Origin of the sequence: Acidovorax sp. LjRoot117 (assembly GCF_964252695.1) — a bacterium.
In the GTDB taxonomy this organism is placed as follows: Bacteria; Pseudomonadota; Gammaproteobacteria; order Burkholderiales; family Burkholderiaceae_C; genus Acidovorax.
Genome location: NZ_CAXUPO020000003.1, coordinates 593,121 through 607,105, shown reverse-complemented (window position 1 = coordinate 607,105; position 13,985 = coordinate 593,121). Strand labels below are relative to the sequence as shown.

The window sequence follows — 13,985 nt, the reverse complement described above, 5'->3', positions numbered from 1 at the left end:
CGCTCACCAAGGCGGTGGTGTCACGCTGGACCGAGCCGGGCGCGCCTGGATCTTCTTAAAGCTTGCACGATTCCAGCCAGCGGGTGAACACGTGCTGCGCGGCCGGTTCCAGCGCCCCACCCACCTTCAGCGCATCGGCGCGAATGCGGTGGGGCGCAACTCCCGCCTGCCGCAGCTCGCTGCTGTGGCCCACCAGCCATTGCTCGATGCGGCGAGGGTCTGCCTCCAGGTGGAATTGCAGCGCCAGCACAGCCGTGCCCAGGGTGAAGGCCTGCTCCTTGCACAGGGCGGTGCTGGCGAGAAGCTGCGCATGCCGGGGCAACTCAAAATGGTCGCCGTGCCAGTGCAGCACAGGGATGCCTGCCAGCGGGGCCAGCACGGACAGCTCCGGTGCAGTCCCCGACGACAGGGTCAACGGGCTGAAGCCTATCTCAGGGTGCCCCATGGGCTGTACCCGGGCACCCGCAATCCTTGCAATGAGCTGTGCACCCAGGCAGATGCCCAGCAAGGGCTTGCCGCTGGCCAGTCGCCGCTCCAGCAGGCGCAGTTCCGCCGTCAGAAAAGGAAAGCGGTCCTCATCGACCGCACTCACCGGGCCGCCCAGCGCGACGACGAGTGCCGGTGTGGTGTTGTCGATGGCTTGCAGGTCGTCCAACGCAGGGTCAACATAGCGCACCTCGTAGCCGCGCCTGCGCAGCAGGGGCTCCAGGGTGCCCAGGTCTTCGAAGTGGACGTGGCGCAAGGCCAGCACCATGGGGCGTTCGGTTTTCATGATGCTTCGGCCCTTGAAGCCTGCCGCCTTGGCGCCGTGGCAGGCGGTGCTGCCGGGCGGTCCATGCAGGCGATGGGCAGTGCGGCCATCACGTGCAGTGCTCCAGCTCGATGATGGCGAAGCCGTGCTGCGCGATCTCCTGCTCTACCGCTGGGTGGGCGGACTCGGTATGGCAGAAGTTGCACTTCTCGGCTTTCAGCGCGGTGGCTTCAAGGCCCCTGGCCGCCAGATAGGTACGGCCATACTGCAGGACGCGCTCTTCATCGGTCAGGTTGGCAGGTACCAGGATGTCGAAGTGCATGCGCCGCCCGTCGGGGCGCTGCACGTAGGTGTCATAGACTGAAATTTGCATGGGGTGTCCGGGTGTCGGTGGCAATGAATCACAGGCTTGCAACCGGTGGGCACACAGCCTGCGTGCCCTCGCGGTCGCTGTCTGCCCGTCCTACTTGTTCGTCTTGCCGGGCAGGGACAGGTTGCCCGACGCGGTCTTGAACACATCGACGACGCACAGCAGCGGGCTGTGCACGCTGGCATTCACGCGCAGCGCGGCCGTCACGCCGTCGAAGCTGGCTGCGTTGACGGCACCGATGTCGTCAAAAGGCACGCGCACCTCCAGCGTGCCGCCGGAGAAGGTGGGGCTCCAGCCGGGGCTGTCGATCAGGATGGGCAGCCCGGGCCACGTCTTGGGGACACGGGGCTTGCTGCCCTCTGGAATGTCCACTACCTTGAGCGCACCTTTGCCGCACGCCTCGTCGGGCTGCAGTACCACCCAGTGCGAATGCCACACGCCACCGTCGTTGCCGGTGCGGCCATCGCCGTTCTCGTCGAAGAGCGGGGTGTCGTCGAAGTCGGGGTGGGAAGTCACGGCGAATGCCAGGATGCCGCTGCCGGGCTCGAACCCCACCGATGCGGGGTCCAGCGTGGTGGGCCACACATAGGAGAACACGCTGGTGCCAGCCAGCTTGCCCGTTCTGGTCGGCTTGTTCGCGCCGGCTTTGCCAGACACATGCATGTGAAAGATCGCCACATTTCCGTCAGTGGTGATCTTGGTGTGGACGATGTCGTAGGGTGATTTGATGGCGGCCGAAGGCGCGCTCTGGATGCCGTCGCTATGGGCCTTGCCCGTGTGTGCAGTGCCGTGTGCCACGGCGACGGAGGCCAGTGTGGCGCAGGCCAGGGCCAGGGTGGCGCGCTGAATGGAATGGTGCAGTGTCATGGGGTCCTCGCCTTGCAGTGGTCATGCTGATTGCATGGATGCAAGTGTTCCCCGCAGCGCCTTGGCGATGGGCGCCATTCGTGTTTTTAAGATATCCAATCGTCCAGGCGTCCAGGCGTCCAGGCGTCCAGGCGTCCAGGCAGGCCGTTGTCAGGCACATCCCAGCGCGATAGCGCAGGGCGAACCGGCCATTCAGCCTTGGGAGTGGGCCCGGGTGAGCTTCGCCAGCGCCGTGTACAGCATCTCCGGCGTGCAGGGCTTGGGCAGCACCTCGAACCCCAGGCCGCGGATGCTGTCAAGCTGCTCGGCATACCCCGTCATCAGCAGCAGCTGCTGCCGCGGCCAGGTCTGGCGGATGTACTGGGCCAGGCCCACCCCATCCATGTCGCCCGGCATGACCACGTCGGACAGCACGATGTCCGGCTGGTCGCCGCGCTCCAGCAGTTGCCGGGCCTTGGCCGTGCGGTCCACATGCGTCACGCGGCACCCGAGCGATTCGAGGATGGGCACCAGCGATGCGGCGACCTCTTCATTGTCTTCCACCATCAGCACGGTCTTGCCCAGCGGTGCGAGCGTGGGGTGGGACGCCGAGGCCTGCTGCACCTGTGGCGCGGCTGCGGGCAGCAGCAGGCGCACCCGTGTGCCCACGCCCAGCTCGCTGGAGATCTCTGCCCGCCCGTTCAGGCGCTGGCACATGCCGTACACCTGGCTCAGGCCCAGGCCGGTGCCCTCGCCGACGGCCTTGGTCGTGAAGAAGGGCTCGAAGACCTTGCTGATCAGCTCCGGCGCGATGCCTGTGCCCGAGTCCTGCACGTCGATGAGCACCATGTCCGTGGGCGTGCTGGCGCCTGCTTCTGCGGCGGTCGCATTGCGCGCCATGATCGACAGCGATCCGCCCTTGGGCATGGCGTCCCGCGCGTTGATGGCCAGGTTCAGCAGCGCCAGTTCCAGTTCCGCCAGGTCCAGGGTGACCGGTGCGGTGGCGGCATCCACCTGGACATCCAGCTGGATCTGGCTTCCCACCGCCGGGCTGACCAAGTCCTTGATGGACGGCAGCTTCTCCTGCAGCACCACGTGTTCTGCCACCAGCGGCTGGCGGCGCGAGAAGGCCAGCAGTTGCCGTGTGAGGTTGGTGGCCGACTTGACCGCCCGTGCGATGGAGTCCACTTGCTTCGTCGCCACGCCCGGTGCCGCGCGCCTGATGAGGTGCAGGTTGTTGCTCACCACCATCAGCGCGTTGTTGAAGTCGTGCGCCACGCCGCCGGTGAGCCGGCCCAGCGCCTCCAGCTTCTGGGCCTGCAGCAGGGCCTCCTCGGCGCGGTGGCGGGTTTCGATTTCCTTCTCCAGGCTCTCCATGGTCTGCAGCGCGGTCCGGGCGTTGCGCAGCGCGAGGGTGGCCGTCAGGAAAAGTGCCGCCACGGGCAGCGCGCCCATGGCGAACAGCGTCCCCAGCTCGGTCAGCACGTCATTGCGCAGCGCAATCAGGCTCATGCCCGTGCCCACGTAGAGGGGGTAGTTGTTGACCCTGCGGTAGGCCAGGAAGCTGTCTTCCCCGTTGACCGATGAAATGCCCCGCAGCTGCGCAGACTCCTCGCCCGTGCGCAGGTGCGTGAGCACCGGGCCTTGCGGCGACAGCCGGTCCGGCGCACCAGCGATGTCCGGCCACCGGGTGTAGATCTCCCCGCCTTCCCGAAACAGATTGACCGCCAGGCCCGGGTCGTCGGCCACCAGGTCGCTGTAGTAGCCGCGGAAGTAGGACGTCAGCAGGGTGACGTTGATGACCCCGGCGAACCGGCCCTCGTGGTCGTAAAAGCCGGTGCTGAGGTTGAGCACCGGTTCTTTCGTCGTGCGCGTCACGAGGGGCTTGGACAGGTAGGAGCCCTTGAACCCCTGTTGATGGACCTTGAAGTACTCGCCGTCGGACAGGTCCGTGACCGGGAACGGCAGCAGGCGGCTGCTGGCGACGGTCTTGCCTTGGGCGTCCAGGATCAGAATGGATTGGATCTGGGGCTGGTCCACGGTTCTGGCCCGCAACGCCTCGTGCAAGGCGGTTTCGTTGCTGCGCAGTTCAGCCGGGTTTCTGCCGCTGACCAGCACCAGCACCTTGTCCTGCAGCGCTTCCGACGCCGCGATCACCTTGGAGGCATGCTCATGGGCGACCCGCAGCGAGCGGCTCACGCGCGCGGCGGCGTCGTCGCGGGCGCCCACGTACCGCACCGCGCCCACCACCAGATAGATGAACAGGGGGACTGCAATGCTCAGCATGACCAGCAGGCGCAGCCAACGGACCGAGTCGCCCCGTTGGCGGGGAGCGTGGGGGGCTGCGGCGGGGCTGTCCGGCATGTTCCGTCCTTGCAATCACGGTTCGGTGGTGGCGGGGGTGCCGGGGCTCGGCACGCAAACCTGCAGTGTGGATTACAACCGATTCTTACTGGCAGGTAGGTGGCGCTGGCGTCTCTTGGGAAGGGTTGGGCTCCTTGGAGCACGGGAAAGCGGGGACCTGAGCCGGTTCATTCCCTGACCGCCCTCCAGCGCCGCCGCCTACAAGCCCGCAATGGGGCCGTACACAAGATGAATGTGGCTTTGGAGCAGCACACTGCGCGTCCCAGGGCCTTCCACCACGCAACAAGGCCCCCCAATGATCAAAGACACCCGTGCTGCAGGCACCTCGGCAGCTGCCGCAGCCAGAAACACCGACAGCGGCCCGTCCGCTCTCGGTCCCCCCGCCGATGCGCATTCCGCCAAGGCTGGCGAGACCCATGACATGGCGGCAGCCATGCCCTACAACCCGGGCAAGGCGGCCGAACACGGCTTTCAGAACGGCGTGAATCCCCCGGCGGGCACCACGGTAGAGGCACCGTCCCGCCTGCCGCTGGGCAGCACCTTGTCGGAGGCCAACAGCACCGAGAAGACAGGCACCGTGGCGCCCGAAGGTGTGAACGCCACCATCGCCCCCCTGGACAGGGTGCGGGTGGACTCTACCGGGCAGGTGCTCACCACCAACCAGGGCGTGCCGATTGCGGACAACCAGAACTCGCTCAAATATGGCGAGCGTGGCCCGGCCTTGCTGGAGGACTTCATCCTCCGCGAGAAGATCACCCACTTCGACCACGAGCGCATTCCCGAGCGCATCGTGCATGCACGCGGCTCTGGCGCCCACGGGTTTTTTGAATGCTACGAGCCGTTGACCGAACTCACCCGTGCCGCACCGTTCAAGGAGGCGGGCAAGGTCACCCCGGTGTTCGTGCGCTTTTCGACGGTGCAGGGCGAGCGCGGTTCCAAGGACACGGCGCGCGATGTGCGCGGCTTTGCCGTCAAGTTCTACACCGACGAAGGCAACTGGGACCTGGTGGGCAACAACATGCCGGTGTTCTTCATCCAGGACGCGATGAAGTTCCCCGACCTGGTGCACGCCGTCAAGCCCGAGCCCCATCACCAGATGCCGCAGGCCGCAAGCGCGCACGACACCTTCTGGGACTTCGTCTCGCTGATGCCGGAGTCCACCCACATGCTGATTTGGGTGATGTCGGACCGCGCCATTCCGCGCAGCTACGCCACGATGCAGGGCTTCGGCGTGCACACCTTCCGGTTCGTCAATGCAGCGGGCGAGTCGGTGTTCGTGAAGTTCCACTGGAACCCCAAGGCCGGCACGCATTCGCTGGTGTGGGACGAGGCGGTCAAGATATCCGGCGCAGACCCAGATTTCCATCGCCGCGACCTCTGGGAGCGCATCGAGGCCGGTGCCTATCCGGAATATGAGCTGGGCGTGCAGGTGTTCACCGAAGAGCAGGCAGACAGTTTCAGCTTCGACATCCTGGACGCCACCAAGATCATCCCGGAAGAGCTGGTGCCCGTGCGCCGCATCGGCCGCATGGTGCTCAACCGCAACCCGGACAACTTCTTCGCCGAGACGGAGCAGGTGGCCTTCTGTGCGGCGCACGTGGTGCCGGGCATCGATTTTTCCAACGACCCGCTGCTGGCAGGGCGTATCCATTCGTACATCGACACGCAGATATCGCGGCTGGGCGGGCCCAACTTCCACGAGTTGCCCATCAACGCCCCGGTCGCGCCCGTGCACAACAACCAGCGCGACGGCATGCACCGGCAGGCCATTCACCGCGGAAAGGTCTCCTACGAGCCCAATTCCCTTGCGGGAGGCTGCCCCTTCCAGGCGGGTGCGGCGCAGGGCTTCGTGTCGGTGCCCGCACGCATCGAGGCCAAGGAAGCACAAGGCAAGGTCCGCGCCAAGCCCGAGAAGTTCGCCGACCACTACACGCAGGCCCGGCTGTTCCTGGAGAGCCAGACGCCCGTGGAGAAAGCACACATCGCTGCCGCTTTCCGCTTCGAGTTGAGCAAGGTGACGGTACCGGCAGTGCGGGAGCGCATGGTGGCATCGCTGCTGAATGTGTCCGAGGAATTGGGCCACGAGGTGGCCGCCGGGCTGGGCATGGAGCCTTTGCCCCCACCCATGCAGCGCGCGCTCGCCAAGCCGCCCAAGCCCGAGGTGGCCCGATCGGACGCGTTGTCGCTGCTGGCCCGTCCGGGTGACGGCAGCCTGATGGGCCGCAAGGTGGCCATCCTGGTGGCTGATGGCGTGGTGGGGCAGAGCGCGGTGGATCTCCAAGCCGCGCTGTTCGCGCAAGGGGCGGTCGGCCGCTTCGTGGCGCCGCGCATCGGGCCGGTGAAAACGGCCGACAAGGTGGCCATCAACGCCGATGCGTCGCTGGAGAACGAGCCCGGCTTCCTGTTCGATGCATTGGCCCTGCCCGACGGCGATGCAGGGGTGAAGGCGCTGTCCGCGGACGGCCACACCATGGAATGCCTCAAGGACCAGTTCCGCCACGGCAAGACCATTCTGGTCATGCCGGCGTCTTCGGCGCTGATGCTCAAGGCGCAGATTCCGTCCACGCTCCCATCGGGAGACGCGGACCCAGGGATCGTGTTCGGTGCAGGGTCTCGGGAGTTCGAGCTGTTCATCGAGGGCATTGCCCGCCACCGCCATCCGGAGCGGGAGACGGACCCGCCGCTGGTCTGAGCGAGGGCTGCCACAGCGACGGCCCCCGCTGGTGGGGCCCGTCGCAAGTGGCAATTCGCAATTCGCTATTCGCAAGTGCCAGGTCGCAGTCGCCGCAGGCCGCGGCTCAAGCCGGTGCGAGCAAGGCCCGGGAGGGAACTCCAGCGATCGCACGCGTTGACCCCGCGTGCCCGAACGCGGTGCTTGCCGAGTCTTCCAGTTGGAAGGTGCGCACCGCCTCGGTCAGTTGCTGCGCCTGCATCTCCAGGCTCTTGGCAGCAGCGGCGCTTTGCTCCACCAGCGCTGCGTTCTGCTGCGTGGCATGGTCCATCTGATTGACGGCCTGGCCGATCTGGGAAATGCCCGTGCTCTGCTCGGAACTGGCCGAGCTGATCTCGCCGACGATGTCCGTCACGCGCTTGATCGCCCCCACGACCTCGACCATGGTCTGCCCGGCCTGGTCCACCAGACCGGTACCCACGGACACCTTTTCCACGCTCTCGTTGATCAGGGCCTTGATCTCCTTGGCGGCGCTGGCGCTGCGCTGCGCGAGGTTGCGCACCTCGGTGGCCACCACCGCGAAGCCGCGGCCCTGCTCTCCAGCCCGCGCGGCTTCTACAGCGGCGTTGAGCGCCAGGATATTGGTCTGGAAGGCGATGCCATCGATCACACCGATGATGTCCGAGATCTTGCGCGAGCTGTCATTGATGTCCCGCATGGTGGTGACCACTTTGGAGACCACCTCGCCGCCCCGTGTGGCCACGGCGGATGCGCTGATGGCCAGCTGATCGGCCATCTTGGCGTTCTCGGCGTTGTTGCGGATCGTGGAGGTGAACTCCTCCATCGTGGCTGCAGTCTGCTGCAGCGCGCTGGCCTGCTCTTCGGTGCGCTGGCTCAGGTCTGCATTGCCCATGGCGATTTCGCTGGTGCCGGTGGAGATGGAGTCGGTGGCGCCCCGCACCTTGCTCACGATGCTGGCCAGGTTCTGCTGCATGGCGCTCAGCGATGCCAGCACGCTTCCGTCCGGCGCCGCGCTGGCCCCGGCAATGCTCGACAGGTTGCCGCCCGCCACCTTGCTGGCGGCACTGCTCAGCGCATCGGGCTCCGCACCCAGGGCCCTGAGCACGCCGCGGGTGATCGCCACCCCGCAGGCAGCCGCGATCACGGTGGCCAGCAGCGCGAGGCCGATCAGAAACCGCCGTTGGAACTCGAAGTCGGCCTCGGAGGAGTCCACCAGTTGCTGGGAGCGGTCATCGGTCGTTTTTTGGTATTCGCTGGTCTTGGCGATCAGGGCGGCGAGCAGCGGCCGGCATTCGTCATTGATTTTCGCAATGGCCTCGTCCTTTTTGTCGGCCATGGCCAAATCGACGATGGACAGGGCCACGGGACCGTACGACTGCTCGATCTTCGCGAGGTCGGCAACCAGCGCCTTGACGTTGGCCGGAATGCCCGGGCCCTCTACGGCCTGCTGGAGCAGGCCCAGGCGCTTCTGGACGTCTTCATGGGCTTTGGTGACGGCGGCTTTTTCGGCATCGCGCTCTGCGGGCTTGGTGGCCAGCACCAGGTTTCGCGCTGCCACCGCGCGCCGGTCCACAGCGCTTCGAATCTCCTGGGCCAAGTGGGCCCGTGCGTTGATGCCGGTCACAAAATCATGGAACTGCACCTTGGCGCTGCTCATGTCCTTGATGGCGACCGCAGACAGCAACACGATCAGCACCACCATCAGCCCGAACGAAAGCCCCAGTTTGGCCCGCATCGTCATATTCCGAACTACCATTTTTCCTCCCGCAATGACTTGATCTATGTCATGGTCCGGCCGGATGTAACACTTTGTCAATAGAAAATGGCTATATCGATAGTGCGTGTTGATGCGGTGCCGAAAATGCACGTAGAGCCCCGTATAGACGGCGCTGGAAGACGGAGTTAGTAAGCGCACGCTGCGAGCGCGCAGCAACATCCCGGTGGCTATGGGAGTGAAAACCAGCTCAAGTGCTCGACCCGCCTCAGTTGTTGCTATCAATTCAGGAATTTTCACCGGGCAGCCGCGCTGCTGCGATCGCATCCCCGAAAATCGCGGCAGCGGGCGTTGCTGTCCGGCTCAGGCAGCCTTCTTTTGCGCAGCAGCCTTTTTTGCGGGCGCTGCCTTCGCCGCGGCTTTTCGGGCAGGCGTTTTGGCGGGCGGCTTCGCTCCGGATTTGCCGCCGCCTTTGAGGCTGCGCTGGAGCAGCGCGGTGAGGTCGATCACTTCGCCGGACTTTGGCGCTTCCTCTTGCGGCTCCAGCACGGTCTTGCCTTCGCCGGCCTTGGCTTTCTTGTCGACCAGCTTCATCACCTGCAGGCGGAACTCGTCCTTGAAATCCTCAGGGTCCCAGGGGCCGGACATTTCCTCCACCAGCTGCTTGGCCATCTTGAGCTCGGCCGCGCTCACACCGTTCTTGCCGGAGGCGGGCAGGTCCAGCGAGTCCAGGGTCTTGACCTCGTCACCCCAGCGCAGAAGGTTCAGCACCAGCGCCGGCCCCGAAGGCACCAGTGCCGCCAGGTGCTGCTTGGTCGCGATGACGACCTTGGCCAAGCCGATCTTTCCGGTCGCCACCAGGGTCTCGCGCAAGAGCGCGTAGACCTTGTCGCTCTTGTTGATGGGCGCCACGTAGTAGGGGCGCTCCAGGAAGATGAAGGGCATCTCGTTGGCACCGATGAACCGCTGGATCTCGATGGTCTGCGTGGTCTTGGGAAACACCGCCTCGATTTCCTCGGGGCTGATGATCACGTACTTGCCGTCCTCGTACTCCACGCCCTTGACGATGTTGTCCTTGTCGATCTCCTTGCCCGTGCGCTTGTTGATGCGCTTGTAGCCCACCGGGTCCATGGACCGCTTGTCCAGCCAATCGAAATCCACCCCTTGCTCGCTGGAAGCGGTGTGCAGTCCGACAGGGATATGGACAAGGCCGAAGGTGATGGCGCCTTTCCAGAGGGTGCGACTTCCAGTGGCCATGGTGTGATCTCTCCGCACGGGGAACCCGGGTGTTACCAGTGTGCGGCGTGGCACCGTTGTGGGGTGTAGGTGTTTGCTTACCTGATCGGTAGGCCTCGGCATGGTCACGCCTTGGGTGCCCGGCCCCTATGCTTGCAGTATGCCAACCACACTGCGCCATATCTCCATCCATGTGGAAGAAACTTCGCCAAGCGCCTTTTACTGGGTGCTGAACGAGCGCGAGGACGGTGACCGCTGGAACGAGATCGCGAAATCGGCCTGGGCGGCGCGCAGCTACAAGGACGCGATGGCCGAAGGATTGGCCGCGCTGCAAGCCCTGGTCGAAGACTTGGACGTGGGTCCACGCCGGCCCGGCAGATTGCGCAGCGACAGCGTCCGGGAGCCTGCCAAGCGCCGGCAGGCCCCGCCGGAGGAGGTCGTGCCAAGCAAGCCGAGAGAGTCCGACAGCCCTGCGCCATTCGGGTTCGGCCCGGCCGTTTGACCTGTCACAGTGGCCACGACGCCCCCGCACGGCAAGGCTGCAGGCGCGCCGCGCCAGGGTCGGCCTTCAGGCCCGAAGGCGCCAGCGGGCCAGTTCGCTGCCCACCGCAGAGTTCAGTGTCTCCAGGTCGAACGGCTTCTTCAGCACGGATTGCACGCCCACCAGCCGTTCCACCTCGGCCATGTCCGCATAGCCCGTGGCCATCAGCACCGGAATTTCGGGGTAGAGCTGGCGGGCTGCCGCGATGAACTCGGCACCATTCATGCCGGGCATCAGGTAGTCCGCCATGAGCAGGTCGGGCATGCGGCGCTGCAACTCTCGCAGGCCGCTTTCGCCATCGCTGGCCTCGCGCACGCTGTAGTTCAGCAATCGCAGCCCTTCGGTGATGCCCCGCCTGACGGCTTCGTCGTCTTCCACCACCAGCACCTCGGTGCGCCTGGCGGGGTTGGCGGCACCGCCCGGCGCGGCTGCGGCGTCCGGCGCGCTCTGCACCGCCGGAGTCGCCTGAGCGAACTGCAGCGTGACCGTGGTGCCTTCGCCCTCGCGGCTGTGGATCTCGGCGCTGCCGCCCGACTGGCTGGCAAAGCCATACACCTGGCTCAGTCCCAGCCCGGTCCCCTCGCCGTCGGCCTTGGTGGTGAAAAACGGATCGAACACCTTGGACTGCAGTGCTTCCGGAATCCCGCAGCCCGTGTCCTGCACGCTGATCTGCACCCGCCGTACACCGTCGTTGCCGGGGACCAGCCTGGTGCGGATGGTCAGGTGGCCACCGTCGGGCATCGCGTCGCGCGAGTTGACGGCCATGTTGAGCAGCGCCATTTCCAGCTGCGCACCGTCGAACAACGCCCACGCCTCGTCCTCGCACAAATCCATGTGCACCTGTACCTTGGAGCCCACCGATACTTCGATCAGCTCCCGCAGGTTGCCGACCATCGTGTTGACCTCGTGCAACTTCGGCAAGAGGCTTTGCGCGCGTGAGAAGGACAGGAGCTGCGCGGTCAGTCTTGCTCCCCGGTCCACGGATTCCTTGGCACGGCGCGCGTAGTCGGCCAGCCGTTTCTCGTCGGCCAGCCGCATGATGAACTGCAGGTTCATGCTTACGGCGTGCAGCAGGTTGTTGAAGTCGTGGGCGATCCCGCCCGTGAGCCGGCCGATGGCCTCCAGCTTCTGGCTTTGCACGACTTTGGACTGGATGCGTTCCCGGTCGGCGATTTCGCGCATGAGGCGGTCATTGGCCCCAGCCAGATCGCTGGTGCGCGCGGCGATGCGGCTTTCCAGGTCTGCATTGAGCTGCTCCACGGTCTGCTTGGCAGATTCGATATCGGTCAGGTGCCGCCGAGAGGCGTATTGCCGTGCCCGCGCCCGAAAGGCCGAGCGCGCCGCACTGAGCAGCGTGTCGGGGTTGACCGGCCGCTCCAGGATCACCAGGTTGCCCAGCTCCTGCAGGGACAGCGCCGCACGTGCGGATCGGCGTACCGGCTGGCGCGTGGCCAGCACCACGAATGGAAAGTCCGACCATGCAGGCTGCTGCGCCAGATAGTTGCGCAGCGACTCATCCAGGCCGCCTGCCAGCACCTCTTCCGTGAGAACAGCGGTGGACGCCCCGGCTTCCAGCTCGGACAGCAGCGTTGCCGCATCGCTGCAGATCAGGCATTGCAGCGCATCGCGGCGCAGCACCGACTCGATCACCTGCGCGTCGCGACCGTGCGGCGCAAGGATTAGCACGCGACCTTCCATGCGATTCCCTTGTGTTTTCTATCGGGCCGGCACGGTAGTGTCCGAGTCGCCCAGCAGGGCATATGTGCCCGCATAGGCTTCGGTACCGGCCAGTATTCCGTGAAAGTCGGCCAGCGGCTTGCCGATTTCCACACCATCCGGGCCCAGGCGGAATTCGCGGATGCTGGTCTCGTGCCGCATGGTGCGGCTTTTCACCACCGAGATCGCCTTGAGCAGGTTGCCGCGCGCTTCAAAGAAGCGGTACTGCACCATCGCATCGCTCAGATAGCTCAGGTCCACGTCCGTGCGCATCTCGCCCACCACGCCGTGCAGGGACAGAATGATCAGGGTCACCACACCCCGCAGGTTCAGGTACGCCAGCAGCTCGTGCATCTGCAGCTGCAGGTACTGCCCGCCGGGCATGGCCTGCATGTACGAGTTCAGGCTGTCGATCACCACCATGGTGACGCCGTCCTTTTCCACGGCGTCCCGCACGGCGTGCGCAAACTGGCCGGGAGACACTTCTGCCGGGTCGAACGAGCGGATCAACAGCTGGCCCGACGCGATGAAGGGTTCGATGTCCAGACCCAGGAAGCGCGAGCGCACCCGGAGCGTGTTCAGGCCTTCGTCGAACAGGTAGTACGCCACCTTTTCGCCGCGCCGCATCGCGGCCACCGCGCAACTGGTGGCCGTGGTGGTCTTGCCCACCCCGGCAGGGCCGGCCAGCAGCAGATTGCTGCCCGGCGCCAAGCCGCCGCCCAGGAGTTCATCGAGCCCCGGGGTGCCGGTGGAGATGGGCTGGGTGTCGAAATCGCTGCCATGTTCGCCCGCCACCAGCCGTGGGAAGACCAGCAGCCCGCCCCGGTTCAGGTCGAAGTCATGGTCGCCGCTCCTGAACTTCACGCCGCGCAGCTTGACCACGCGCAGTCTGCGTTTGTCCGAGCCGTAGGCGTTCACGTTCTGATTGAGGTGAATCACGCCATGGGCGATGCTGTGCAGTTGCTGGTCGCCTTCACCGACGGACTTGTCGTCCAGCATCAGCACCGTGCAGCCCAGTTGGGCGAAGAAGCGCTTGAGTGCAAGGATCTGGCGCCGGTACCGCAGCGCACTTTGGGCCAGCAGGCGCAGCTCCGACAGGCTGTCGAACACCACCCGGTGGGGCTTGAGCTCTCCCACCAGCCGCATCACATCGCGCGTGGTTTCGCCCAGCTCGAACTCCGAGGGGTGAAGAATGGTCTGCTCGGCGTCCTCGCTGAGCCCTTCGTCGCTGACGAGGTCGTAGACCTCGATGCCGTCCAGTGACCAGCCGTGGGAATGGGCTACCTGGGCGAGTTCTTCCGAAGTCTCCGACAGGGTGACGTAGAGTCCCCGCTCACCCTGGGCACGTCCCGATAACAGAAACTGCAGCGCCAGGGTGGTCTTGCCAGTGCCGGGGCTGCCCTCCACCAGATAAAGGTGCCGCTCTGGAAGGCCGCCGTTCAGGATATTGTCCAGCCCCGCGATTCCAGTGGGTGCCAGGCCTTCGGGCGAGGAGGGGGCGCTTGAACTGTTTGACAAACCTGGATCCTTTCGATGGTGCAGCGGACTTTGCAACACGCAATCGCTGCTTCACCCATGGTGGCCTTTGTGTGTTCCGGCCAAGCCACTTCCGCCTGGCTGTGCCGACAGAGGCAAAACCTATACGCGGTCGGCCAATCCCAGGGGAGTCCGCCGCCACACGTCGACCGGAGCCATCAAGGCTGCAATGCTCCAGGCCACCAGGGGTGTGAATTCATTTTCGGATGTTAGGGGAGG

Annotated in this window: 10 protein-coding genes; 2 read left to right on the top strand and 8 right to left on the bottom strand. The window is 65.5% G+C overall.

Annotation, left to right across the window (positions count from 1 at the left end):
- Positions 1–55: 55 nt before the first annotated feature.
- The 4 genes from ACSQ3D_RS12460 to ACSQ3D_RS12445 all read right to left on the bottom strand — a co-directional run bounded on the left by ACSQ3D_RS12460 (position 56) and on the right by ACSQ3D_RS12445 (position 4,331).
- Positions 56–772 carry a glutamine amidotransferase gene (locus ACSQ3D_RS12460; protein WP_436127107.1) on the bottom strand — a complete coding sequence of 239 codons (717 nt, stop codon included), beginning with the start codon at positions 770–772 and terminating at the stop codon, positions 56–58.
- A gap of 88 nt (positions 773–860) precedes the next feature.
- Positions 861–1,124 carry a DUF2024 family protein gene (locus ACSQ3D_RS12455; protein ID WP_436127106.1) on the bottom strand — a complete coding sequence of 88 codons (264 nt, stop codon included), beginning with the start codon at positions 1,122–1,124 and terminating at the stop codon, positions 861–863.
- Between the two features lie 90 nt (positions 1,125–1,214).
- Entirely contained in the window at positions 1,215–1,988 is a 774-nt protein-coding gene (locus ACSQ3D_RS12450) for a hypothetical protein (RefSeq protein ID WP_436127105.1), read from the bottom strand.
- 192 nt (positions 1,989–2,180) lie between these two features.
- Positions 2,181–4,331, bottom strand: coding sequence for an ATP-binding protein (locus ACSQ3D_RS12445; protein ID WP_436127104.1), 2,151 nt, complete (start codon positions 4,329–4,331; stop codon positions 2,181–2,183).
- 295 nt (positions 4,332–4,626) lie between these two features.
- Between ACSQ3D_RS12445 and ACSQ3D_RS12440 the strand changes: the two genes are divergently transcribed.
- On the top strand, positions 4,627–7,023 hold the full coding sequence (locus ACSQ3D_RS12440) for a catalase (protein WP_436127103.1): 2,397 nt from the start codon (positions 4,627–4,629) through the stop codon (positions 7,021–7,023).
- A 106-nt stretch (positions 7,024–7,129) separates the two neighbouring features.
- On the opposite strand, the gene ACSQ3D_RS12435 is transcribed toward ACSQ3D_RS12440, so the two are convergent.
- Both ACSQ3D_RS12435 and ACSQ3D_RS12430 read right to left on the bottom strand, forming a co-directional pair.
- Positions 7,130–8,758, bottom strand: coding sequence for a methyl-accepting chemotaxis protein (locus tag ACSQ3D_RS12435; protein ID WP_436127102.1), 1,629 nt, complete (start codon positions 8,756–8,758; stop codon positions 7,130–7,132).
- Between the two features lie 342 nt (positions 8,759–9,100).
- Positions 9,101–9,994, bottom strand: a complete 894-nt coding sequence (locus tag ACSQ3D_RS12430) for a Ku protein (protein WP_436127101.1) — start codon at positions 9,992–9,994, stop codon at positions 9,101–9,103.
- A gap of 139 nt (positions 9,995–10,133) precedes the next feature.
- Between ACSQ3D_RS12430 and ACSQ3D_RS12425 the strand changes: the two genes are divergently transcribed.
- The gene (locus tag ACSQ3D_RS12425) at positions 10,134–10,475 is read left to right on the top strand and encodes a hypothetical protein (protein ID WP_436127100.1); all 342 of its coding nucleotides are present in this window, start codon (positions 10,134–10,136) and stop codon (positions 10,473–10,475) included.
- 66 nt (positions 10,476–10,541) lie between these two features.
- Here ACSQ3D_RS12425 and ACSQ3D_RS12420 read toward each other — a convergent pair whose 3' ends face one another.
- Together ACSQ3D_RS12420 and ACSQ3D_RS12415 are read right to left on the bottom strand one after the other, a co-directional pair.
- On the bottom strand, positions 10,542–12,212 hold the full coding sequence (locus tag ACSQ3D_RS12420) for a response regulator (protein WP_436127099.1): 1,671 nt from the start codon (positions 12,210–12,212) through the stop codon (positions 10,542–10,544).
- Between the two features lie 18 nt (positions 12,213–12,230).
- Positions 12,231–13,748 carry an ATPase domain-containing protein gene (locus tag ACSQ3D_RS12415; RefSeq protein ID WP_436127098.1) on the bottom strand — a complete coding sequence of 506 codons (1,518 nt, stop codon included), beginning with the start codon at positions 13,746–13,748 and terminating at the stop codon, positions 12,231–12,233.
- Positions 13,749–13,985 lie beyond the last annotated feature (237 nt).